Source organism: Streptomyces sp. NPDC093801 (genome assembly GCF_040701585.1).
Classification (GTDB): domain Bacteria; phylum Actinomycetota; class Actinomycetes; order Streptomycetales; family Streptomycetaceae; genus Streptomyces.
This window is the reverse complement of sequence record NZ_JBFBDP010000003.1, coordinates 85,572-107,159: the sequence shown is the minus strand read 5'-3', so window position 1 is coordinate 107,159 and position 21,588 is coordinate 85,572. Positions and strand designations below refer to the sequence as shown.

The window sequence follows — 21,588 nt, the reverse complement described above, 5'->3', positions numbered from 1 at the left end:
CGCGCTCAGCCGGTTCCTCACCTCGTACTCCAGGAGAATTCGTGCGACTGACCAAGACCCTTACCGCTGTGACCGCCGCCGTCGCCCTGACGGCGCTGACCGGCTGCGGCAGCGACGCGAAGGACGACGGCCTCGGCCTCCCCTCAGCCGGTGACATCGCCGCCGTCGAGAAGTTCGTCAACCAGCACGCCCAGTGCACCAACATGAGGAAGGCCGGCGCCGAAGGCACCGAAGGCATCCTGACGGATGAGGCCAAGGACTCCGAGTGGGCCATCAAGGACCGCGCGGTCTGTGACGACGGCGCTCACCAGGTCGTCACGCTGCTGTCGATCTCCGACATGGCGAAGTTCCAGGCGGCGAACCTAAAGGGCTCGCAGAACGGCAAGAACTACGAGGCGCTGGTCGGCAAGGACTTCGCGGTCGTGCCCATGGGCGACGAGACCGTCAAGAAGCTGATGGATGCCAAGCTGCTCCTCCTGACGTGCGGGGGCAAGTACGAGATCCCGGGTGGCTACAAGAAGCACGCCGGGCTGGCCGATGGCTGCGTCCTGACGGACTACGTCCGCTCGTAGCCGCCGACTCCTCACATTCCCCTGCCGCGGAAATCCCGAAGGAAGCCGATGCTCGTGCGCCGTAGCGCCAAAACACGCGGAACCGCCGCCGGTACGCCGTCGCTCCGCGACCGCGCGGGGGGTGTCGGGCGTGCCGTGCGTGCCGGCGTCTTCCTCGTCCTCGCGTTGATCGCACTGTCGCTCGCGGTCCCCGGCACGGCGCGTGCCGAGGACTTCGCGTGCAGTTTCACCGGCAACGACAGCTACAGCCGGGACAACCCGGGGGCCAGTGGCGAGTTCCTCATACCCGCTGTCAACCAGTGGGAGAACGAGTCGAAACGCGCCAAGAACCTCAATGACACGACGGGCATGGTCACCGGCGCGGTCAGGATGCCGGAAGCTCCCGAGAAGTACACCTTCTACGAGCTCAACGGCATGCGCGGCATGAACTGGTCCATGACCTTCAGGGGCTCGGGCAACGCCTCTGATGAAAACGGCACCGTGGGCAGCGGTGCAGACCACTGTTCGATCATGGACATGATTAACAACGGCGTGGCCAACATGGTCTTCATGGGGACCAAGTACCTGGCCCGTACGGCGATCTCCATCAAGGAGCTCGCCTCCAACCCGAGTCCGCTCAGCGGCCTCTACACGGGTCGCAACAACGTCGTGGACACCATCAAGAACCACGTCTTCATTCCCGCCGTCCCCGTCATGATCATGCTCACGGGCTACTGGGTGTTCGCCAAGTGGCGCAAGGGCGAAATGCGCGAAGCCTGGTCGGGCGTCGGCTGGGCATCGCTGACGACGATCGCCGTCGTAGCACTCCTCACCGGTGGGAATTACGTCAACGTCATCAACCAGGCGGACGCCGGTATCGCCCAGGCGAACTCGCTGTTTTCCGAGGCGGTGCTCTCGGGCGCATCGGGCAAGTCGCAGTCTCCCTGCGACCTGGAGGGGGACTACAACCGGGGCCTGCGCATATCCAGCTGCTCGATGTACGACACTCTCGTGTTCCGCCCATGGGCCCTGGGGCAGTTCGGTGAGAACGGAACGAACTGCATCTTCAAGAAGAGCGGCGGCGGCCGGATCGACGGCGGTGCCTGCGTGCCGGCGAGCACCGGCACCACGTGCAACTTCGGAAAGGGCGCGCGCTGCGAGGACGTCCGGGTCAAGCAGGCGGTGTCGCAGTCGACGACGAACAAGGACGCCTTCCCCGGGGGGGACGGTGAGGAGAAGAGGATCAGCAGCAGCGACAAGGAGGTGAAGGAGTGGATGCCCATCCGCCAGGACATGGCGGGTGGGCCGGGCAAGGGGTACCCCTCGGACTTCAAGGACCAGAGGATCTACCCCGTGTCCTTCGACGAATGGGCCGGCAAGAATTCCGGGGCCCGGGTCGGGCTCGCCGTCTACTCGGTCTTCGCGGCGCTGATCGTCGGCATCATGGTGATCGTGCTCAGCGCTCTCACCCTGCTCTGGCACGCCGTAACCCTGATCATGATCATCATGCTGCCGCTGATCGCCACGCTGGGCATCCATCCGGCCCAGCAGAAGCTGCTCAAAGGCTGGCTGCAGACGTTCATCCACAGCTTTGTCCTCAGGGCCGGCTTCGGCGTCATCCTGACCGTGCTCCTGGTGCTCTACCAGATGATCCTTCCTGCCAAGATCTCCATCGGTATGCAGCTGCTGATGCTGCTGCTGGTCACCGTCGCCGTCGTGATGATGCTCAAGAAGCTGCTGTCCGGTGCCTACAGCCCGCAGATCGCCGGCGCGCAGGACGCCCTGGGCGTCGGGGACATGGCGAACACGGTCGGCGGCAAGCTGGGCCAGTTCGCCCCCGGCGCCGTGGCCGGCGCCGCGAAGACGACGGGTCGTGTCGTCGGCGGCACGGCGAAGGTGGGCAAGAAGGGCACGCTGGCCGCTCTGCGGACCTACGACAACCGCAAGAACGAAGGCCGGTGGCAGAAGGAAGGCAAGCTCTCCACCCCCCCTCCCTCCAAGCGTGAAGAGCGCAAGATGGCGTACCAGGCTGCCGAGGTCCACAAGGACCAGGTCGAGACTCAGTACAAGGAGCTCGAGGAGAGGCGCCGAGTCAGTGCCGTCCCGCCCCCGCCGCCTCCGCCGCCCGGGCCCCCGCCGGCCGCCCCCGCTCCGGCCCGCGCTCCGGCCGCCGATCCGGCGCCGGCTCAGCCGTCGGCGCCCACCCTCCCCGCGCAGCAGGGTCCTCCGCCCTCCAGAAGCCGGGTCAACGTGCCGGACAACGGACCTGTGCCGACGCAGCCGCGTGTGCCGGCGCCCGACCCGCGCGCCACGCAGACGTCGGTCCCGGCGCCGCAGCCTTCGCAGCCCGCACAGCGGGAAGGTGACGGTGGCGGTGGCGGTGGCCGCCGGGTGTCCGGTGGCTAGGAAGGCCTGAGCCATGGCAAGCGTCATCGCCGACCATCCGCCGCAGGAGCTCGCCGCCGAGCTGGCCGGGCTCCTGCGCGTGGACTGGCGGGCCGTGTGGCCCGGGGTGCCGGACGGTGAGGCCGGGCGGGACGAGTGGTGCACGGGGTTCGGGTGGCGGCCGCTGTGGTCCCAGTCGGGGCTGTGGGTGCGGACGCCGCAGGGCGGCCGGCTGCACCTGGCCGCCTCGCCCGGCCCCGGCCGGCCCGTGACCCGGGCGTCGTACGACCTCTGGAAGGCGGCGGCGGGCGGGGCGTCCGACGGGGATGCCGTCCTGGCGGCCGGCCTCGACCGGTACGCGGCCCACCTCGCCCGGATGTCGGCCGTGCTGGGCGCGCCGGGCCGGGAGGGTGCCTGGGACAGCCCGGACTTCCCGGAACCGCCGGCCCCGGGCCGGTGGGGTGACGCCGACGAGCGGCGGGAGCTGCGGGCCCCGTACCGGCTCGCGCAGTGGAGGTACCCGCATCCGCTCGCCCCGGTGTTCGTGCTGGCCCTGGACTGCCGGGACACGGGGTACGCGGCGGGTGGGACGATCACTCTCACCTTCCACGGACCGCCCGACCCGAACCCGATGGGCGGCCCCGGCTGGCTGCTGTGACGTAACGAGACGCGAGAAAGAGAGAGCACGACATGGGCACGCCCTTCGAACCGCCGGTGGACCGCACCCCCCAGGAGCTCGTCACCGAGCTGCGGGGGCTGGCGGACGTCCACTGGGAGACCGTGTGGAACGGCCCGCCGCTGCCCAGCCAGGGGCTGGACGAGTGGTGCGCGCAGTTCGGGTGGACGCCGACCCAGTTCGAGTACGTGCTCAACGTGGTCACGCGGACGGGGGGCCGGATGACCCTGAACGCGCTGGGCGGGAGCTGGGCGCCCGTGCAGAGCCTGCGCCACTGGGTGTGGGGCGCGGCGGCAATCAGCCCCGAGGGCAACGCGCAGGTGCTGGCCGAGGCCGACCGGGTGTGGCCGCTGTACCGGGATGCCGTGACCTCGGTGCTCGGCGCACCTGCCTGGGAAGGCGCCTGGGACTCCACCGCCTTCCCGCAGGGACTCGGCGAGTACGAGATCCCCCAGGACACAGACCGGATCGAGGAGAAGGACCCGTACCACATGGCCTACTGGGAGCTCGCCTCGGCGGGGGGTGCCCTGGTGAGCCTGCGCATCACGCCCGCTCTGGGCACCGCCGACGCGTCCGACGCGGGAGCGGTGAACATGAGCCTGCGGGTCTATCCCCGTCCGCTGGGGGTCTGACGGCGGTGAGCCCGGAACCGATACCGAAGGGCATGGAGCAGGGCGCCTTGCGTCGGGCGAACGAGCGTCACGCCAAGGCCCAGGAGGCCGCGCTCAGGGCGAGGTCCGTGGCGCGGGGCATCAGGGCCGCAGCCAAGGCGGCGGGGCTGGAGGACAGGCTCTCGGAGGACGGTACGTTCACCGTCTCCAAGGAGCGGCAGTACATCGACGCCCTGGCACGGGACAAGGCGAAGCGCACGCCGCCCGAAGGCACGAAGCCGATCAGCGCCTTCTGGTCATATGGCATCGAGCACCCGGACGCACCGGAGAACGGCCGGGGCGTCCCGTTCCTGTCCCAGCAGTTCATCGCGGAGGAGTGGGCCGCGCGGCAGAATGAGGCCAGCCCCGGTACGGCACAGACTCTGGAAACCACCCGGGGCGGTCGTGAGCTCGACGGCATGTTCCTCTGGGAGCCCAAGGTCATCGAGGCCCTCGGTGGCGAGGCGAGGGGCTTCCACGAGGGCTACGCCCAGGAGACCTGGGACAAGATCTCCGAGACCTACGGCAGCGTCGCCGCAGGCCGCGTGATCATCTTCGCGGATACCGCCAACACCCGCGCGGTTTTGTACCGGAAGGAACTCGGCGCGCTCTGCAGCAACCCGGACGTCGGCCTGCACAACATCAACTTCGCGTACGAGGCCCCGCAGTCCTGGCCCGAGGTCACCCGTGCCGAGGCCGGTACGAACGCCGCGCGCGTCGCCGCGCAGTTCGACAACAAGGACCTCCCGCGCTACATCGATCCGCACGCCTTCGCCGCCGACGCGCCCGAGGTCCGCAAGGCGAAGATCGACGCCGCCCTGGAGGCCATCGCCCCCGCCCAGGCGCAGGCCCCGGCCGTCGAGGCCCCCGAGCAGCAGGCCTCGCCGAAGAGCCTGCCCAGCCCGCTCTGGCAGATGGGCTTCCAGCAGCCGCGCACCATCGTCCGGCCGGCGAACCCGGGGCCGGCCCAGACGGCCGGCCCCGCAGCGGCTCCGCCTCCCCGATCTCTCGCACCAGGTATGGACGGTCCGTAATGCCCCCTCGTCCCACCCTCGAATCCGTCCGCCGGCTGCTCCGCCAGGAGCGGGACGACGCCTGGGCCGTGCGGATGCTCCCCCGCCTGGTCCTCGGACTGGCGGCCGCCTACACGCTGTTCGTGCTGGCCTCGTCCGGGATGGCCGAGTTCATCGCGGTCTGCTCGGTGCTCGTGCTCGCCGGGATCCTCTGGCTGCTGCGCCGGCGCGGTCAGCTGCTGCTCGCGCTCGGGTCGACGGCCGTCACCGCCGCCATGACCGGCTACCTGGCCGCCGCGGGCGACATCGCGCGCGGGTCGGCCGGCGGGCTGCTCAGTGGGCAGGCCGTGTTCGGGTACTGGGCGCTCGGCGGGATGGCGCTGCTCGGGGCCTGGATGCTCAAGCGGCCGCGCGGCCGGCGCGGGGTCACCGTGGTGCTGGCCGACCTCCTGCTCGTCGGCGCGTCCGGGGTGGGAATGCTCGCCCCGCTCTTCGGCGTTCCCCTTGGATTCCTTTGCGTGGTGGGGGTTCTGACGGCACGTAGTAAATTCACTTCCCCCGTGAGCGGGCGCGAACAGAGGGTGAAGCGCTGGGGCTTCCGGCGGTCCGCGGCAGTCACCGACACGGATGCGCGGTGAGGTGGTGCACCGTCAGTTTCGCTGTGTAATAAACGCTTCACAGTACAGGGGACGGCTTTGCCGCTGCCAATTCGCCTGTTCTAGAGTCCCCGTTGGTTACAGAAAACATCGGGGGACTTCTTCCATGGCGAAGACAGCACTGAGAACCCGGCCGGCAGGCGTGCTGCCGGCCACCACGGCGCTTCTGCCCTGCCAGCGGCGGCCCGACATATTCGAAGAGCCGCTCCTGGAGCACCCGCCCGCGGGGGCTCCGGAGCTTCCGTTCCGGATGCGCCGGAGCCAGGCCCTCACCCATGCCGCCCGGCAGCTCTGCTTCTCCTGCCCCCTGTGGGCCGAGTGCCTGCAGGACTCCGTCGTCCGCTCGGATCCGGGCGGGTACGCCGCCGCCACCACCGAGCAGGACCGGCGGTGGATCCGCAGGTGGCTGCAGATCGGCGACAGTCTGGGGCGGCTCACCGCCACCGCGCCGGCCGCGGGCGGGCGGGGCGAGGCGGCCTCGGCCGCCGCCGTGCTCGATGCGTTCAGCGCCCTCCAGGAGCACCGGACCCGCCGGTCCTACGGGCCCGGCGGTGGGGCGGTGCCCGCCCAGCGGCAGGATCCGCCACAGCACTTCCCAGCAGACCGCCGACAGCGCGCCGACACAGACGAGGTACCGAAGATGGCCGCTCCGGGCCTGTCGGGAGAACGGATCGCCTACTCACTGGACGATCCGGCCCTGGCCATACAGAAGACCGTGCTCGGTCCGCTGGCGCGCGCCACGCTCCTCGTCCTCAAGGCCGCCGAGCAGCTCGCCGGCATGCTCGCGCTCACGCCCTCCGCCGCGGTGGCGCCCGAATTCCTCACCGCCGTGGGACGGACCCGGCTGAGCCTGGAGGCCTGGCGGGCGGCGGCCGACGACGAGAGCGTGTACGAGGTCGCGGACAGCGGCCTGACCGGGTCCGTGAGCGTGGAGCTCGCGACCAGCGACCCCGTCGCCGCGCTGCGGCAGGACATCTTCGAGCCCCTGCTGGGCCGCCTCGCGGACTCGCTCCGGCGCGTCGAGGCCATCACCGCCGTGCTCGTGCCCGACGCGGACGCCGCCGACCCGGCCGCCGTCCCGCACGGCCGGGAGCTGGCCGCCGTACGCGAAGCGGTGCGCGAGCTCGGCCCCCACCTGGAGCGGTACCAGACCGCCGCCCCGCGACCCCAGGACCACGGCGGGGGCCCCGCGGCCGGCCTGCGCGACGCGTACCCGCAGCACACCGCCGCCGGTGCGGCCGGGGGCGCGGGCGGGGCCGGTTCCTGGAGCGCCCCCAGCCTGCGCCGGGCCGTGGAGACGGCGGTGGCCTCCTTTCCCGGCCACTTCACCGGCCGCGACGTGGTGCGGGCCCTGCCCGCGGGTGCCTACCCGGACGCGGGGAAATCGGTCAGCAACGCCCTGTCCGCCATGGTCAAGTCGGGCCGGCTGCTGCGGATCTCGCGCGGCACCTACACCGCCGGCCCGACGCCCACCGGCGAAGCCGACCCGAACCCCTGAAAGGCAGTCGCGTGCAGCCCACCTCCCCGGCCGCGGAAGTCCGCGTCTTCTCCCACCACGCCGGTCTGATCGACGGTGTCCCCGTGACGGCCCCGCCGTTCGGCAACATCCAGGACGTCGTCATCGGGATCCTCCAGCAGCGCGCCCAGCAGCTCGGCGCCCCGACCGCCGCGGTCGTCACCGACGACCGCTACGGCGGCGCCGTGCGCCTGCTCATCCACCCCGACGGCAGGACCGAGAGCCTGCCCGAGCCCGACGCCGCCAGCTGAGGCGGGCGAGAGGCCGACGGTCCGGGAAGGCCCAGGTCGCGTGCGTGCGACCTGGGCCTTTCGCATGCCGTCGGACGGGGCCCGGCGGGGCGGAGGGCTCCGGTCGCCGGGGGTGGGGGCGCGGGCTACGTTGGTGGGGAGGTTCGTGGAGGTCACAGGCCTGGGCGGCGGGCGGTAGGCAGGAGGCCGGGCATGGCGGCACGGTGGCGCAGTGCGGCGGTCGGAGCGGCCGCGGCGGGGCTGGTGGTGGTTCCGCTGGGGTTCGGGGCCGGGTACGCGGGGGACAGGCCCGCGCCTCCCTCCGCGTCCGCATCCGCATCCGCGACCCCGGCGTCCGACGGGTTCCCGCGGCTGACGCCCGCCGTCGCCGCGGAGCTGGACCAGGCCGTGCTGAAGGTGCTCAAGGAGGCCCGGGTCCCCGGGGTGATCGTCGCGCTGTCGGCGCCCGGCAAGGGGGAGTACGTACGGGCCTTCGGGGTCGCCGACAAGGCGACGGGCGCGCCGATGAAGACCGACCTGAACATGCGGATCGGCAGCGTGACCAAGACCTTCACCGTGACCGCGCTGCTGAAGCTGGTCGACGAGGGGAAGGTCGGGCTGGACGACCCCATCGGCAGGTACGTGAGCGGGGTGCCCAACGGGGGCGGGATCACCCTGCGCCAGCTGGCCTCGATGCGGAGCGGGTTGTTCAACTACTCCGAGGACGAGGGGTTCTTCAAGGCCCTGACCGCCGACCCCCGGCGGCCGTTCACCCCGCGGGAGCTGCTCTCGTACGCGTTCAAGCACCCCGTGCTCTTCGCGCCGGGCGCGAAGTTCGACTACTCCAACACCAATCTGATCCTGCTCGGGCTGGTCGTCGAGAAGGTGAGCGGGAAGCCGCTCGACCGGTTCGTCACCGAGCAGGTGATCGCCCCGGCCGGGCTGCGGCACACCCTGTTCCCCACCGGCGCGGAGTTCCCGAGACCGCACGCGCAGGGCTACACCGACCAGACGGCCACCGGGAAGGTCGAGGAGTCCACCGACTGGAACCCCTCCTGGGGGTGGGCGGCCGGGGCGATGATCTCCGACCTGGCCGACATGCGGAGCTGGGCCAGGACCCTGGCCACCGGCACCCTGCTGACCCCCGCCACCCAGGCCGAGCGGCTCGACGTGACCCGGGCCGCGCCGGACGCCGGCTACGGGCTGGGCGTCTTCGACGTCGCCGGGTGGATCGGGCACAACGGCTCCCTGCCCGGCTACCAGGCGCTGGTGGTCTACCTGCCCGAGTCGCGGGCCACGCTGGTGGTCCTGCTCAACACCGACATCTCCTCCCAAGGGGTCGAGCCCAGTACGCGCTTCGGTGAGGCGATCACGAAGGTGGTCACCCCGCAGCACGTCTTCCGGCTGCCCGCACAGCCCGTCACCGGGTCCTGAGGAATGCCGGTGGTGCGCGCCACCGGTCGCGCGCACAATGGACCGCCGGTGCGGTGCGAGTGATCGAGGGGTTGCGGATGGCAGAGCGGGGCGGGGCGTCGGTCCGGGTGGCGGGGGAGGCGGACCTCGATGTCGCCGCCGAACTGTTCCGGGGGTACCTCGACTTCTACGAGGTGGACGTCGAAGACCCGGGCCGGCCCCGGGAGTTCCTCGCGGAGCGGATCGCCAAGGACGAGTCGCTGGTGCTGCTCGCCGAGGTGGCGGGGGCGGGCACGGTCGGGTTCGCGCAGGTCTACCGGACCTTCTCGTCGCTCACCCTGCGGCCGGCCTGGGTCCTCAACGACCTGTACGTCGCCCCGTCCGGCCGCCGCACCGGCGCCGGGCGGGCGCTGCTGCGCGAGGTGCTGGAGCGGGCGCGGGCGGCCGGGGTGGCCGGGGTGCAGCTGGAGACCGCGTACGACAACCACGTCGCGCAGGGCCTGTACGAGTCCGAGGGGTTCGTGCGGGAGGCGTTCCACCTCTACTTCCACGACCTGGGCTGAGTCACTTCGCGTCCGCGTAGCACTCCACGACCGCGGTCGTGAACGGGAAGCGGACCGGGGTGTCGCCGAAGGCGAGCCGGCCCGCGCGGTCGCCCGCCGCCCGGATCGCCTCGGCGACGGCCCCGGCCTCGTCGGCCGGGCAGTGCACGATCACCTCGTCGTGCTGGAAGAACACCAGCTCCGCGCGCATCCCGGCGGTGGCCTGGCGCAGCGCCGCGAGCATGAGCAGCGCCCAGTCGGCGGCGCTGCCCTGGACGACGAAGTTGCGGGTGAAGCGGCCCCGGGCGCGCGTGTCGGTCGAGGCGTAGGACGGGGGCCGGCCCGGGCCCTCGTCGTCCCCGTCCTGGGGGAGGCCCGCCTCCCCGTCCTCGGCCGCGCCGGCCGGGGGCGGGCAGGTGCGGCCCAGCCAGGTGCGCACGAGCCGGCCCTCCTCGCCGGCCCGGGCCGCGTCGTCCACGTACGCCACGGCGCGGGGGAAGCGCCGGCGCAGGGCGGCGAGGTTCTTGAGCCCGTCGCCGGAGGTCTGTCCGTAGACCGCGCCCAGCACGGCGATCTTGGCCTTCTCCCGGTCGCCGGAGAAGGTCTGGCGGGAGACGGCCGTGTAGAGGTCCTCCGGCCGGCCGGCCACCTCCATGAACGCCGGGTCGCGGGAGATCGCGGCGAGGACGCGCGGCTCCATCTGGTCGGCGTCGGCGACGACGAGCCGCCAGCCCGGGTCGGCGACGACGGCCCGGCGGATCACCTTGGGGATCTGCAGGGCCCCGCCGCCGTGGGTGACCCAGCGGCCGGTGAGGGTGCCGGCGGGGACGAACTCGGGGCGGAAGCGGCCGTCGTGGACCCAGTCGGTGAGCCAGGACCAGCCGTGGGCGGTGTAGATCCGGTACAGCTTCTTGTAGAGGAGGAGCGGCTCGACCGCCGGGTGGTCGACCTCCTGGAGCTCCCAGCGGCGGGTCGAGCGGAGTGTGATCCCGGCCCCGGCGAACGCCTTCACCACGTCGGCGGGCAGGTCGGGGCGGACCCGGCGGCCGAACGCGGCGGAGATCTCGTCGGCCAGCTGCGCCAGGCGGCGGGGTTCGCCGCGGCCGGCGTAGCGCTCGCCGAGCAGCTCGGTCAGCAGGGCGCGGTGGACGTCGGCCCGCCAGGGCATGCCGGCGTGCTGCATCTCGGCGGCGATGAGGAACGCCGCCGACTCGGCGGCGGTGAGCAGGCGGAGCCGGTCGGGACGGGCGGTGGCGGCGAACCGGCGGGCCTGGTCGGCGTGGACGGCGAGGAGGGCGTCCAGGGGGAGGGGGGTGGCGGGGCGGTGGTGCGGGTCGGCGAGCCCGGCGGCGTCGAAGAGGGAGTCCTGGGCGCGGGCGGGGGCCGGGGCGGCGGTGCGCTGCGGGGGGTCCGGGGGGACCGGGGCGCCGGTGAGGCGGGCCCATGCGGCGGCGGCCGAGCGGGGCTCGCCGGAGCGGCCCTCGTGGCCGAGGAGGAGCAGCTCGGCGTCCTCGACGTCGTAGCAGCGGTCCACGCGGACGCCGGCGGCGAGGAGGCGGGGGTAGACGGCCTGGGTGGAGCGCCAGATCCAGCGGGTGGCGGGGGGTGCGGAGCGGATCGCCTCCGCGGGGGTGGCGGTGACGAGGGGGCCCGTGACCCGGCCGGTCGGGGGTACGGGGGTGGCGTGCCACCGGCCGTCGGGGGCTTCGGTCAGGGCCCAGGGGGTGGGGTGGTCGCTCACGGGTGCGAGTGTCCCACCGGGGGCTGACAGGGGGCCGCCCCGACCACCGGCGGGGCCGGGGATCCCGGGGCCGGGCCCCGCCCCCGCCTCGGTCGCCGTCGGGCCGGGGATTCCGGGGCTGCTCGCCGGGGCTTGCGCCTCGGTCGTCGGCGGGCTGGGGGTTCCGGGGCCGGGCCCCGCGCCCGTCTCGGTCGCCGTCGGGCCGGGGATTCCGGGGCTGCTCGCCGGGGCTTGCGCCTCGGTCGTCGGCGGGCCGGGGATCCCGGGGCCGGGCCCCGCGCCCGTCTCGGTCGCCGTCGGGCCGGGGATTCCGGGGCTGCTCGCCGGGGCTTGCGCCTCGGTCGCCGGCGGGCTGGGGGGGGTCCGGGGCCGGGCCCCGCGCCTCGACGGGCGGTGGGGCTGGGGATTCCGGGCTGCTCGCCGGGGCTTGCGCCTCGGTCGTCGGCGGGCCGGGGGTTCCGGGGCCGGGCCCCGGTCATCGGTGGGGCTGGGGATTGCGGGCCGGGCCCCGGGCCCTGCGCCCCGATGGGCGGCGGGGGCCCGGACCCTGCGCTTCCGGCGATGGTGGGGCCGGGGTTCGTACATGACACCCTGAAGGGGTGAGTGAGATCGCCGAGCTCGTCGACCGGGCCTTCGCCGCCGCCTTGTACGCCCAGGACGATGCCGGGCTCGACAGCGGGGCCTCCGTGCTGGCCGCCGACGGGGCCCTGTGGGGCGGGGTCGGGCGGGAGCTGCTCGGGCGCGGGGAGGCCTACGTCCGGCAGGCCTGGGAGCGCGGGTGGCGGCCGGCCGACGTGGCGCGGCTGGTGCGGCGGGACCTCGGGGAGGTGCACCTGAGGCTCCTCGGGGACGTGGTCGCCGCCGAGGCGCGGCGGTACGCGCGCCTGCCCGACGGGTGGGGCGCCGGGGAGGTGTGGTGGTCCGGGGACGAGGCGTACGCGCAGGAGTGCGCGCGGCGCGAGCGGGCCGACCGGTTCACCCTGGCCACCGCCGTCCTGGAGGTGTACCGGCTGCTGATCCGGCTGCCGTCCGTCGAGCCCGTGGGGCCGGTCCCGGGTGATCCGGCCGGGGACGCCCTGGAGCACGCGCACATCGAGCCGCGGATGCTCGGGCGGATCCGGGCGCTGCTGGCCAAGGCCGAGGCGACCACCTACCCGGAGGAGGCGGAGGCGCTCAGTGCCAAGGCGCAGGAGCTGATGGCCCGGCACACCGTGGACGAGGCGCTCCTCGCCGTGCGCGGAGGCGGGCCGGCGCAGGTGCCCGGGGCCTGCCGGATCGGGGTGGAGGCCCCGTACGAGGAGGCCAAGGCGGTCCTGCTGGACGCGGTGGCCACGGCCAACCGCTGCCGGGCGGTGTGGAACAGCGCCTTCGGGTTCTCGACCGTGGTCGGGTTCGAGAGCGACCTGGAGGCCGTGGAGCTGCTGTACACCTCGCTGCTGGTCCAGGGGACGGCCGCCATGACGCGGGCCGAGGCCGCCCAGCGGGCCGGCGGGCGCAAGCGCACCAAGACCTTCCGGCAGTCGTTCCTGCTCGCCTACGCCAGCCGGCTCGGCCGGCGCCTGGCCGAGACCGCCGAGCACACGGCCGCCGAGACCCCGGACAACCTGCCCGCGCTGGTGGCCCGGGACGTGGCCGTCACCTCCCGGGCCGACGAGATGTTCCCGCGGACCACCACGACCCGGCTGCGGGGGGCCACCGACCACGCGGGGTGGGAGGACGGGACCGCCGCCGCGGACGCGGCCCATGTGGGAGGGAAGCGGCCCGCCCTGTCGTAGCCGGGCCCCGGCCCCTAGGCCGTGTCCCGGGTGCTGTTCTCGGAGCGCATCGCGCGGGCCTCCGACTTCAGGATGCGGGCCGACTTGCCCAGGGAGCGGGCCATGTCCGGCAGCTTCTTCGAACCGAACAGCATCAGGCAGACCACCAGGACGATGATCAGGTGCCAGGGCTCCAGGCCGTTGCGGAGCATGGAATACCTACATTCGGGTGAGGGGCGGAGGACAGGGGACGCACCGATGATTCGGGGTCATCGAACAGCGCGGCAAGGGTCCCGTACAAATCTGAAGAAATCCTGAAACCGCCAGGGCCGTTAGGCTCGGCGCCATGGGCTGGCTCCGTGCGCTGAAGGACACCGCGCGGGCGGCCGTGACCGTCGAGCGGCGCCGGCTGGAGCCGCTCGTGGCGCTCCGGGCCGCCGCGGGCCTGGCGCTCGTCATCGGGGCCGGGCTGGCCCTGCTCGGGCCGGGCGCGGCCGCGAGTTCCGCGTTCGGGGCCTTCATGGCCGCCATCGCCACCTTCCAGCAGAGCTGGCGCCCGCGTCCCGTACTCGCCCTCGCCTCCGGGCTGACCCTGGCCGTCTCCACCTTCCTCGGGTACCTGGTCGGTTCGGCCGACCTGGGGCTGTTCCTGCCGATGCTGGCCCTGTGGGCCTTCGGGGCGGGGCTGCTGTGGGCCGCCGGGCCGACCGCGGGGATGATCGCCTCGGGCAACGTCGCGATCATGCTGGTCACCGTCACCCTGCCGACCTCCGTCCCGCAGGCCGCCGGGCACGCCGCGATGATCGCCGCGGGCGGGGTGGTCCAGGCGCTGCTGATCGTGCTCTTCCCGGTCCGCCGCTGGGGCGCCCAGCGCGACGCCCTGGCCGACGCCCTGGCCGCCGAGGCGGACTACGCCCGCCGGCTGCGGCACGACCCCGTCTGCGCCTTCGACCCGGCGCCGCTGATGAAGGCCCGCGACGCGGCCGCCGTCACCGCCCGGCAGGCCCGGCGGCGGCCCGCCGAGCTGCACGGGGCGCGGGGGCTCGCCGAGCGGATCCGGCCCGTGCTGGCCTCGCTCGCCGACCCGGCCGTAGGGGCCCCCGCCGAGGGGCCGGGGCGGGACCGGGTGCGCGCGCTGCTGGACGCCGCCGGGACCGTGCTGGACGCCGCCGCGCACGCGATCCGCCACGGGGACCCCGTACGGCTGCCCGGGCCGGCCCTGGAGGTGCTGAAGGCCCCCGACCCGCCGGAGGTGCTCCGCGGGGCGCCGCTGCGGGCCGCGCGCCGGCTCGCCGCGCTGCTGGAGGACGTCCTGGAGACGGCGGAGCCGGGCACGGGCACGGGGCGCACCGCCGACCCCGGTGAGGCCCGGCTGCGGCCCACCGTGCCGGCCCTGGTGCCGCTGGCGCTGAAGGCCGTACGGGCCGAGCTGCGATCGGACTCGCCCGTCCTGCGGCACGCCGTACGGGTGACGGGGGCGGCGTGCGCGGGGTACCTGCTCGGGCAGGCGCTGCCGTTCGGGCACGGCTACTGGGCGCCGATGACCTCGGTGATGGTGATGCGGCCCGACTTCACCCAGACCTGGTCGCGGGCCGTCGCCCGCTTCGCCGGCACGCTGGTGGGGGTGGGCGCGGCCACCGGCGTCGTGCAGCTGTTCCATCCGGGGACGTACCTGTCGGGGCTGCTCGCCGTGGTCAGCGCGGGGCTGATGTACGCGCTGATGCGCACCGGGTACGCCGTCACGCAGGTGTTCGTCTCCGCGTACGTCGTGTTCCTGCTGGGCATGGGGGGCGTCGGCTGGGACCAGACGGTCCCCGACCGGATCGCTCTCACCCTGGTCGGCGGGGTCCTCGCGATGCTCGCGTACGCCGTCTACCCGGCCTGGGAGACCCCGCGGCTGCGCACCCGGCTGGCCGACTGGCTCGCCGCCGACGGGCGGTACGCGGCCGCCGTGCTCGGGCCGTACGCCGATCCGTCCGGAGCCCGGCGCGTGGAGGTGCGGGAGGCCCTGCTGGCGGCCCGCGACGCCCGCATCGCCTGGCAGGAGGCCCTGGCGCGGGCGGAGGGGGAACCGGTGCGCCACCGGGGCCTGTCCCGGGCGGCCGCCGACGGCGCCGGGGAGGCGGTGGCCGCGTTCGGGCGGGGCGCCATGCTGCTGGAGGCGCACCTCCCCGACCGGGCCCACGCCCCCGTGCCGGGGGCGGCCGAGCTCGCGGAGGCGCTGCGCGGGGCGACCGCGGCGGGGGCGAGGGCGGTGCGGGAGCGCCGGGTTCCGGAATGGGAGCAGGTACGCGCGCTGCTGGACGGGGGGAACCGCCTGCCGGAATCGGGCGTCGTACGCCAGGCGGCGGAGCGGCTGCTGGACTCCCTGGACGAGGTCGCCCAGGCCCTCCGCCCCTGACAGTGATCATTGCGGGACTCCGCGTGCACGTGCATCTGCCCATGCATGCGGTGGTGAACACAGCTATGATCCGGTGGAGTTGACATCTGCACTATCGGGGGCTTCCTGTGGACCACGCGTACAACGGGACGGCAGCTGCAGAACTCACTTCCCTGTATGAGCTGACCTGGCAGAAGAGCAGACACAGCAACTCGCAGGGATCCTGCGTGGAGTTCGCCAAACTGCCCGGCGGCGACGTCGCCATGCGCAACTCGCGGTTCCCCGACGGTCCGGCGCTCGTCTACACGCCGGCCGAGATAGAGGCGCTGCTCCTGGGCGTCAAGGACGGCGAGTTCGATCATCTGATCGGCTGAATGGAACAGCGCCACAGCGCCAAGGATCGGGCCATGCACGTGCACTGGCCGGGACTGATCGAAAGGATCAGTCCCGGCCAGTGGTGCGTCGGGTGCGTCGCGCGGCGTGCGGTCAGTCCTGGAGCAGGAACAGCGCCCAGACCACCTTGCCGGTGAGCCGTCCCGCGAGCGGGTGCCAGCCCCAGCTGTCGCTGTAGGAGTCCACCAGGAACAGTCCGCGCCCCGACTCCAGGTCGCAGTTCTCGTCCGTGCGCTCGGGCGCGAACGAGCCCCCCGGCCGGTCCTCGCTCGGGTCCCGTACCGCGCACACCAGGCGCGTGCTCCACCGCATCAGGTGCAGCCGCACCGCCGCCGACTCCGGCTGCTCGCCCCCGCAGGGCCGCGCGTCGTCGGGAAGGGCGTGGCGCAGCGCGTTGGTGACGAGTTCGGAGACCACCAGCGCGACGTCGTCGAAGCGGTCGTCCAGGCCCCACTGGGACAAGGTCGATCTGGTGAAGGAGCGGGCGCCCCGCACCGCTTCGAAGCGGGCCGGCAGGGCGCAGGAGGCGGACCCGGAGACAGCCGTGGGGTCGACCGGGGGCAGCCCCTGCCGTAACGGCTCGAGCATGACCGATCCAATCGTCCCCATGCGAGGCACTCCCGGGATTCGCGGACGAAGCGGTCGGCTCCGGCCAAAGAGAACTGCGGGGTGGGTCCGGCGCCGGCGCGAAGAGCACGCAGGTGCGCGGCACCATCGTTCCGAATGCCGAAGCCGGATGCAAGGGCAGATGCACGTGCACGCGCCGGACCTGTCCACTCCCGTGACGGTTCTTGCTCATTTCTTCCTACGCATACTTACGGACTTCTTTTCCGGGACGCCGGATTCCGTTACAGAACGAGTACGGGCCGATGCGTTTTGGTGGCAGACTGCGGCACCGGGGATACGGGGGCCCCGACGAGGCACGCGCACACCACGCGCACACCATTGCGATGGGGAGGGCAGGACTAGTGACCGCAGAAGCCAGCGGTTCTGTGGTGCGCCGCATCCTCCTGGGCTCACAGCTCAGGCGACTCCGAGAATCCCGCGGCATCACCCGTGAGGCGGCCGGCTACTCGATCCGCGCATCCGAATCGAAGATCAGCCGCTTGGAGTTGGGAAGGGTGAGCTTCAAGGCCAGGGACGTCGAAGACCTGCTGACCCTCTACGGGGTCACGGACGGCGCGGAGCGGGAGTCCCTCCTGGGGCTGGTCCGCGAGGCGAACGCGGCGGGCTGGTGGCACAGCTACGGCGACGTGCTCCCCGGGTGGTTCCAGACCTACGTCGGCCTGGAGGGCGCCGCCTCCCTCATCCGCATCTACGAGGTCCAGTTCGTCCACGGCCTCCTCCAGACCGAGGCCTACGCCCAGGCCGTCGTCAAGCGCGGCATGCCCCACGCCTCCGCCGCCGAGATCGACCGCCGCGTGGCGCTGCGCCTGGAGCGCCAGAAGGTCCTCGTCTCCGAGAACGCGCCCGTCTTCCACGCCGTCCTCGACGAGGCCGCGCTGCGCCGCCCCTACGGCGACCGCGACGTGATGCGCGGCCAGCTGGAACACCTGATCGAGATCAGCCAGCGGCCCAACGTGCAGCTCCAGGTGATGCCCTTCTCCTTCGGCGGACACGCCGGCGAGAGCGGCGCCTTCACCCTGCTGCGCTTCCCCGAGTCCGACCTGCAGGACATCGTCTACCTGGAGCAGCTCACCAGCGCGCTCTACCTGGACAAGGAGGAGGAGGTCGGCCAGTACGCACGGGCGATGGAACGGCTCCAGGCCGACTGCCCCGACCCCGGCCAGACCCGGGATCTCCTGCGCGGACTGCTCCAACTGTCTTGAACCGCACGTACTATGACGTCTGATCAGTGCTCGACGAAGAACGATCGGTCTCCGGTGCAGCGCAAGGGTGCGCGCTCGCAGTAAGGGATGGCATGTCCATATTCACCGACCTGGCTCACCAGTACATAGACGGCGAATGGCTGGCCGGCACCGGTTCGTGGGACATCATCGACGTCAACCCCTACAACGGGGAGAAGCTCGCGGCCATCACCGTGGCCACCGTCGAGCAGGTCGACCGGGCCTACCGCGCGGCCGAGCGGGCCCAGCGGGACTGGGCCGCCACCAGCCCCTACGCGAGACGCAGCGTCCTGGAGCGCGCCCTGCGGATCACCGAGGAGCGCCGCAAGGAGATCGTCGAGGCGATGATCGACGAGCTCGGCGGGACCCGTCCCAAGGCCGAGTACGAGGTCCACCTCGCGATGGAGTTCCTGCGCGAGGCGGTCCAGCTGGCCGTCCGGCCCGAGGGCCGCATCCTGCCCTCGCCGGTCGCGGGCAAGGAGAACCGCGTCCAGCGCCTGCCCGTCGGCGTCGTCGCCGTGATCAGCCCCTTCAACTTCCCGCTCCTGGTGACCCTGAAGTCGGTCGCCCCCGCGCTGGCCCTCGGCAACGCCGTCGTCATCAAGCCCAACCAGAACGCCCCGGTGTCCGGCGGCGGGATCATCGCCAAGATCTTCGAGGACGCGGGCCTGCCGGCCGGGCTGCTGAACGTGCTGGTCACGGACATCGCCGAGATCGGCGACGCGATCCTCACCCACCCCGTCCCGAAGGTCATCTCCTTCGCCGGCTCCGACCGCACCGGACGGCACGTCGGCGCGGTCGCCGCCCGCCACTTCAAGCGGACCGTCCTGGAGCTCAGCGGCAACAGCGCCCTGGTCGTCCTCGACGACGCCGACGTCGACTACGCGGTGGACGCGGCCGTCTTCAGCCGCTTCGTCTTCCAGGGCCAGGTCTGCATGGCCGCCAACCGGATCCTCGTCGACGCCTCCGTCGCCGAGGAGTTCACCGAGAAGTTCACCGCCCGGGTGCGCGCCCTGAAGACGGGCGACCCGCGCGAGGCCGACACCCACATCGGCCCGTTGATCAACCCCTTCCAGGCCGACGCCCTGACCGCCCTCGTGGACCGCGCCGTCGAGTCCGGGGCGCGGGCCCTCGTACGGGGCTCTACGCGCGGCAACCTGGTCGAGCCGACCGTCCTGGCCGGGCTTCCGGAGGACTCGCCGCTGCTGGGCCAGGAGATCTTCGGCCCCGTCGCGCTGCTGGTGGTCTTCGACGGGGAGGAGGAGGCCGTGCGCCTGGCCAACGCCACGCCGTACGGGCTCAGCGGCGCGGTGCACACCCGCGACGTCGAGCGCGGGGTCCGCTTCGCCCAGCGCGTCGAGACCGGGATGTTCCACGTCAACGACTCCACCATCGGCGACGAGCCGCTGACCGCCTTCGGCGGGGAGAAGGCCTCGGGGCTGGGCCGCCTGGGCGGCGAGGCCACGGTCGAGGCCTTCACCACCCAGAAGTGGATCTCCGTCCAGCACGGCCGGACGACTTTTCCCTTCTAGGGCGCCATCAAGGACAGAGGCTGACCGCAATCATTTGTAGCGTGGTGGGTGTCGGCGGGGGAGACCCCGGACACCATCACGGCAAAGGCGGTCGGTCATGGCACACCCCACCCAGGAAGTCGCGGGAGACGAGCGCGGCACGCTCCTGCTCTTCGTCGAGGACCAGCGCGAGGCCCTGCGCCGGGCCGCGTCGGGCCTGACGGGGGAGCAGGCGGCGAGCCGGCCCACGGCGAGCGAGCTGTCGCTGTCCGGGCTGGTCAAGCACGCGGCCGAGGTCGAGCTCAACTGGCTCCGCCTGGCCCAGCAGAAGCCGAACGAGCACGGGCGCGCGCCGGAGGAGTGGCACGAGGGCTTCCGGCTGGCCGAGGGGGAGACCCTCGCGTCCGCCCTCGCGTTCTGGGACACGGTCAAGGAGCAGACGACCGACTTCATCAAGGCGGTCCCCGGTCTGGACGACGAGTTCCCGCTGCCGCCGGCCCCGTGGTTCCCCGAGAACGCCACGGTCTCCATGCGCTGGATGCTCCTGCACCTGGTCCGCGAGTTCGCCCGGCACGCGGGCCACGCCGACATCATCCGCGAGACCCTGGACGGCACGAAGGCGATGGGCTGAGCGCGTCTCCGGGCGGGGGCTTGCACCTCACGCGGCGTGAGGAACCACAGTGGAGGGCGTACCCAACCGGAAGGAGCGGAAAGCGATGGGCTACTCCGTGGGCCAGGTTGCCGGTTTCGCCGGAGTGACGGTGCGGACCCTGCACCACTACGACGAGATCGGCCTGCTCTCCCCGAGCGGCCGCAGCGGCGCGGGCCACCGGCGTTACGACGACGCCGACCTGGACCGGCTGCAGCGGATCCTGTTCTACCGGGAGCTCGGCTTCCCGCTCGACGAGGTCGCGGTCCTGCTGGACGACCCGGATTCGGACCCGAGGGAGCACCTGCGCCGGCAGCACGCCCTCCTGACCGAACGGATCGCCCGGCTCCAGCAGATGGCCACGGCCGTGGAGCACGCCATGGAGGCGCGGAAGATGGGCATCAACCTCACGCCCGAGGAGAGGTTCGAAGTGTTCGGGGACAAGGACCCGGAGCAGTACGCGGAGGAGGCCGAGCGCCGCTGGGGCGGCACGGAGGCCTACGCCGAGTCGCAGCGGCGGGCGGCCTCGTACACCAAGGCCGACTGGCAGCGGATCCAGGACGAGGTCGCCGACTGGGGCGCCCGCTACGCCGCCCTGGTGGCGGCGGGCGAGCCCGCCGGGGGCGAGGCGGCCATGGACATGGCCGAGGAGCACCGGCAGCACATCTGCGACCGGTACTACGACTGCCCCTACGAGATGCACGTCTGCCTGGGCGACATGTACGTCGCCGACGAGCGGTTCAAGGCGTTCTACGACGGCATGGGCGAGGGCGTGGCCGAGCACCTGCGGGACTCGATCGCGGCCAACGCCGTGCGCAAGGCGTAGCCGGTCCCTCACCCGTACCGCCCCCTCCGGTCCCTGGAACCCGGTGGGGGCGGTGTGCGTTCATAATTGAGACCGCCTGCATCGTCGCGTCCCCCACCGCAGACGTCCCCCCTGCTGATCCAGGAGAGCCCGGAAACGTGGAACCCCTCTACACGCTTGCCCTCGGCCCGCAGTGGCTGTCGCCGGACTACCTGATCGGGCAGTTCGGCCTGATCGGCATCCTGGTCATCGTCTTCGCGGAATCCGGTCTCTTCGCCTTCCTGCCCGGCGACTCCCTGCTGTTCACGGCCGGCCTCTTCACGGCCAGCGGCAGCATCAAGGAGCCGCTGTGGCTGGTGTGCACGCTGATCGCGGCCTCCGCGATCATCGGCGACCAGGTCGGCTACCTGATCGGCAAGTTCTTCGGCCCCAAGCTGTTCAACCGGCCGAACAGCAAGGTCTTCAAGCGGGAGAACCTGGACGCCGCGCACGACTTCATGGAGAAGCACGGCCCCAAGGCGATCGTGCTCGCCCGCTTCGTCCCGATCATCCGCACCTTCGCCCCGATGGTCGCGGGCGCCGGCGCGATGAAGTACCGCACCTTCCTGATCTACAACATCATCGGCGGCATCGCCTGGGGCGCGGGCGTCACCTGCCTCGGCTACCAGCTCGGCCGGTTCGACGTCATCAAGAACAACATCGAGGCGATCTTCATCGTCATCGTGCTGATCTCGGTGATCCCGGTGATCTTCGAGGTGCTCAAGGCCCGCAAGGCCAAGAAGGCCGCCGCCTCCGCTCCGGTGCAGTCCGTGTACGCGCAGGAGGAGCAGCCGCCGGCCCCCGGCCAGCGCGGCCGCCACGCCAAGCGCTGACGCC

At 72.6% G+C, this 21,588-nt stretch carries 20 protein-coding genes and 1 pseudogene; 18 read left to right on the top strand and 3 right to left on the bottom strand.

The features are described 5' to 3' along the window. The first annotated feature begins 41 nt into the window (after positions 1-41). From AB0469_RS03985 to AB0469_RS03940, 10 genes are all read left to right on the top strand, one after another. Positions 42-572, top strand: a complete 531-nt coding sequence (locus AB0469_RS03985; protein WP_366449727.1) for a hypothetical protein — start codon at positions 42-44, stop codon at positions 570-572. Positions 573-620: 48 nt separating this feature from the next. After that, entirely contained in the window at positions 621-2,957 is a 2,337-nt protein-coding gene (locus AB0469_RS03980; RefSeq protein ID WP_366449726.1) for a hypothetical protein, read from the top strand. A 13-nt stretch (positions 2,958-2,970) separates the two neighbouring features. Next, the gene (locus tag AB0469_RS03975; RefSeq protein ID WP_366449725.1) at positions 2,971-3,594 is read left to right on the top strand and encodes a hypothetical protein; all 624 of its coding nucleotides are present in this window, start codon (positions 2,971-2,973) and stop codon (positions 3,592-3,594) included. Positions 3,595-3,626: 32 nt separating this feature from the next. Continuing rightward, on the top strand, positions 3,627-4,244 hold the full coding sequence (locus tag AB0469_RS03970) for a hypothetical protein (RefSeq protein WP_366449724.1): 618 nt from the start codon (positions 3,627-3,629) through the stop codon (positions 4,242-4,244). A gap of 32 nt (positions 4,245-4,276) precedes the next feature. Next, positions 4,277-5,296, top strand: coding sequence for a hypothetical protein (locus tag AB0469_RS03965; protein WP_366449723.1), 1,020 nt, complete (start codon positions 4,277-4,279; stop codon positions 5,294-5,296). Beyond that, positions 5,296-5,913 carry a hypothetical protein gene (locus AB0469_RS03960; RefSeq protein ID WP_366449722.1) on the top strand — a complete coding sequence of 206 codons (618 nt, stop codon included), beginning with the start codon at positions 5,296-5,298 and terminating at the stop codon, positions 5,911-5,913. Before AB0469_RS03965 ends, AB0469_RS03960 begins: the two co-directional genes overlap by 1 nt. A 124-nt stretch (positions 5,914-6,037) precedes the next feature. Next, complete coding sequence (locus tag AB0469_RS03955) at positions 6,038-7,429, top strand: WhiB family transcriptional regulator (protein ID WP_366449721.1); 1,392 nt, start codon at positions 6,038-6,040, stop codon at positions 7,427-7,429. 11 nt (positions 7,430-7,440) lie between these two features. Further along, a complete protein-coding gene (locus AB0469_RS03950; protein WP_366449720.1) occupies positions 7,441-7,698 on the top strand; it encodes a hypothetical protein in 258 nt (85 codons plus the stop codon). A 192-nt stretch (positions 7,699-7,890) separates the two neighbouring features. Beyond that, on the top strand, positions 7,891-9,111 hold the full coding sequence (locus tag AB0469_RS03945; protein ID WP_366449719.1) for a serine hydrolase domain-containing protein: 1,221 nt from the start codon (positions 7,891-7,893) through the stop codon (positions 9,109-9,111). A 77-nt stretch (positions 9,112-9,188) separates the two neighbouring features. Further along, a complete protein-coding gene (locus AB0469_RS03940) occupies positions 9,189-9,653 on the top strand; it encodes a GNAT family N-acetyltransferase (protein ID WP_366449718.1) in 465 nt (154 codons plus the stop codon). A 1-nt stretch (position 9,654) separates the two neighbouring features. Here AB0469_RS03940 and AB0469_RS03935 read toward each other — a convergent pair whose 3' ends face one another. Beyond that, positions 9,655-11,373: a bifunctional 3'-5' exonuclease/DNA polymerase gene (locus tag AB0469_RS03935; protein ID WP_366449717.1), complete on the bottom strand. Its 1,719-nt coding sequence runs from the start codon at positions 11,371-11,373 to the stop codon at positions 9,655-9,657. Between the two features lie 608 nt (positions 11,374-11,981). Here AB0469_RS03935 and AB0469_RS03930 point away from each other — a divergent pair. Next, positions 11,982-13,148, top strand: coding sequence for a DUF2786 domain-containing protein (locus tag AB0469_RS03930; RefSeq protein WP_366449942.1), 1,167 nt, complete (start codon positions 11,982-11,984; stop codon positions 13,146-13,148). A 14-nt stretch (positions 13,149-13,162) separates the two neighbouring features. Here the strand turns inward: AB0469_RS03930 and tatA are convergent, their stop codons facing one another. Further along, entirely contained in the window at positions 13,163-13,339 is a 177-nt protein-coding gene (gene tatA, locus AB0469_RS03925; protein WP_366449716.1) for a Sec-independent protein translocase subunit TatA, read from the bottom strand. 134 nt (positions 13,340-13,473) lie between these two features. Here tatA and AB0469_RS03920 point away from each other — a divergent pair, with 134 nt between their 5' ends. After that, positions 13,474-15,528: an FUSC family protein gene (locus AB0469_RS03920; RefSeq protein WP_366449715.1), complete on the top strand. Its 2,055-nt coding sequence runs from the start codon at positions 13,474-13,476 to the stop codon at positions 15,526-15,528. Between the two features lie 107 nt (positions 15,529-15,635). Next, positions 15,636-15,881: a DUF397 domain-containing protein gene (locus tag AB0469_RS03915; protein ID WP_045946130.1), complete on the top strand. Its 246-nt coding sequence runs from the start codon at positions 15,636-15,638 to the stop codon at positions 15,879-15,881. Between the two features lie 112 nt (positions 15,882-15,993). Here AB0469_RS03915 and AB0469_RS03910 read toward each other — a convergent pair whose 3' ends face one another. Next, a complete protein-coding gene (locus tag AB0469_RS03910) occupies positions 15,994-16,488 on the bottom strand; it encodes an ATP-binding protein (protein WP_366449714.1) in 495 nt (164 codons plus the stop codon). A 362-nt stretch (positions 16,489-16,850) separates the two neighbouring features. Here AB0469_RS03910 and AB0469_RS03905 point away from each other — a divergent pair, with 362 nt between their 5' ends. The 5 genes and pseudogenes from AB0469_RS03905 to AB0469_RS03885 all read left to right on the top strand — a co-directional run. Then, positions 16,851-17,729, top strand: coding sequence for a helix-turn-helix transcriptional regulator (locus AB0469_RS03905; RefSeq protein ID WP_366449713.1), 879 nt, complete (start codon positions 16,851-16,853; stop codon positions 17,727-17,729). A gap of 92 nt (positions 17,730-17,821) precedes the next feature. Continuing rightward, a complete protein-coding gene (locus AB0469_RS03900) occupies positions 17,822-19,279 on the top strand; it encodes an aldehyde dehydrogenase family protein (RefSeq protein WP_366449712.1) in 1,458 nt (485 codons plus the stop codon). Positions 19,280-19,376: 97 nt separating this feature from the next. Further along, positions 19,377-19,889: a DinB family protein gene (locus AB0469_RS03895; RefSeq protein WP_366449711.1), complete on the top strand. Its 513-nt coding sequence runs from the start codon at positions 19,377-19,379 to the stop codon at positions 19,887-19,889. Between the two features lie 85 nt (positions 19,890-19,974). Continuing rightward, positions 19,975-20,733 carry a MerR family transcriptional regulator gene (locus AB0469_RS03890; RefSeq protein WP_366449710.1) on the top strand — a complete coding sequence of 253 codons (759 nt, stop codon included), beginning with the start codon at positions 19,975-19,977 and terminating at the stop codon, positions 20,731-20,733. A gap of 137 nt (positions 20,734-20,870) precedes the next feature. Beyond that, a pseudogene (locus tag AB0469_RS03885) lies at positions 20,871-21,512 on the top strand (VTT domain-containing protein); the annotation flags it as partial. Between the last annotated feature and the right edge of the window lie 76 nt (positions 21,513-21,588).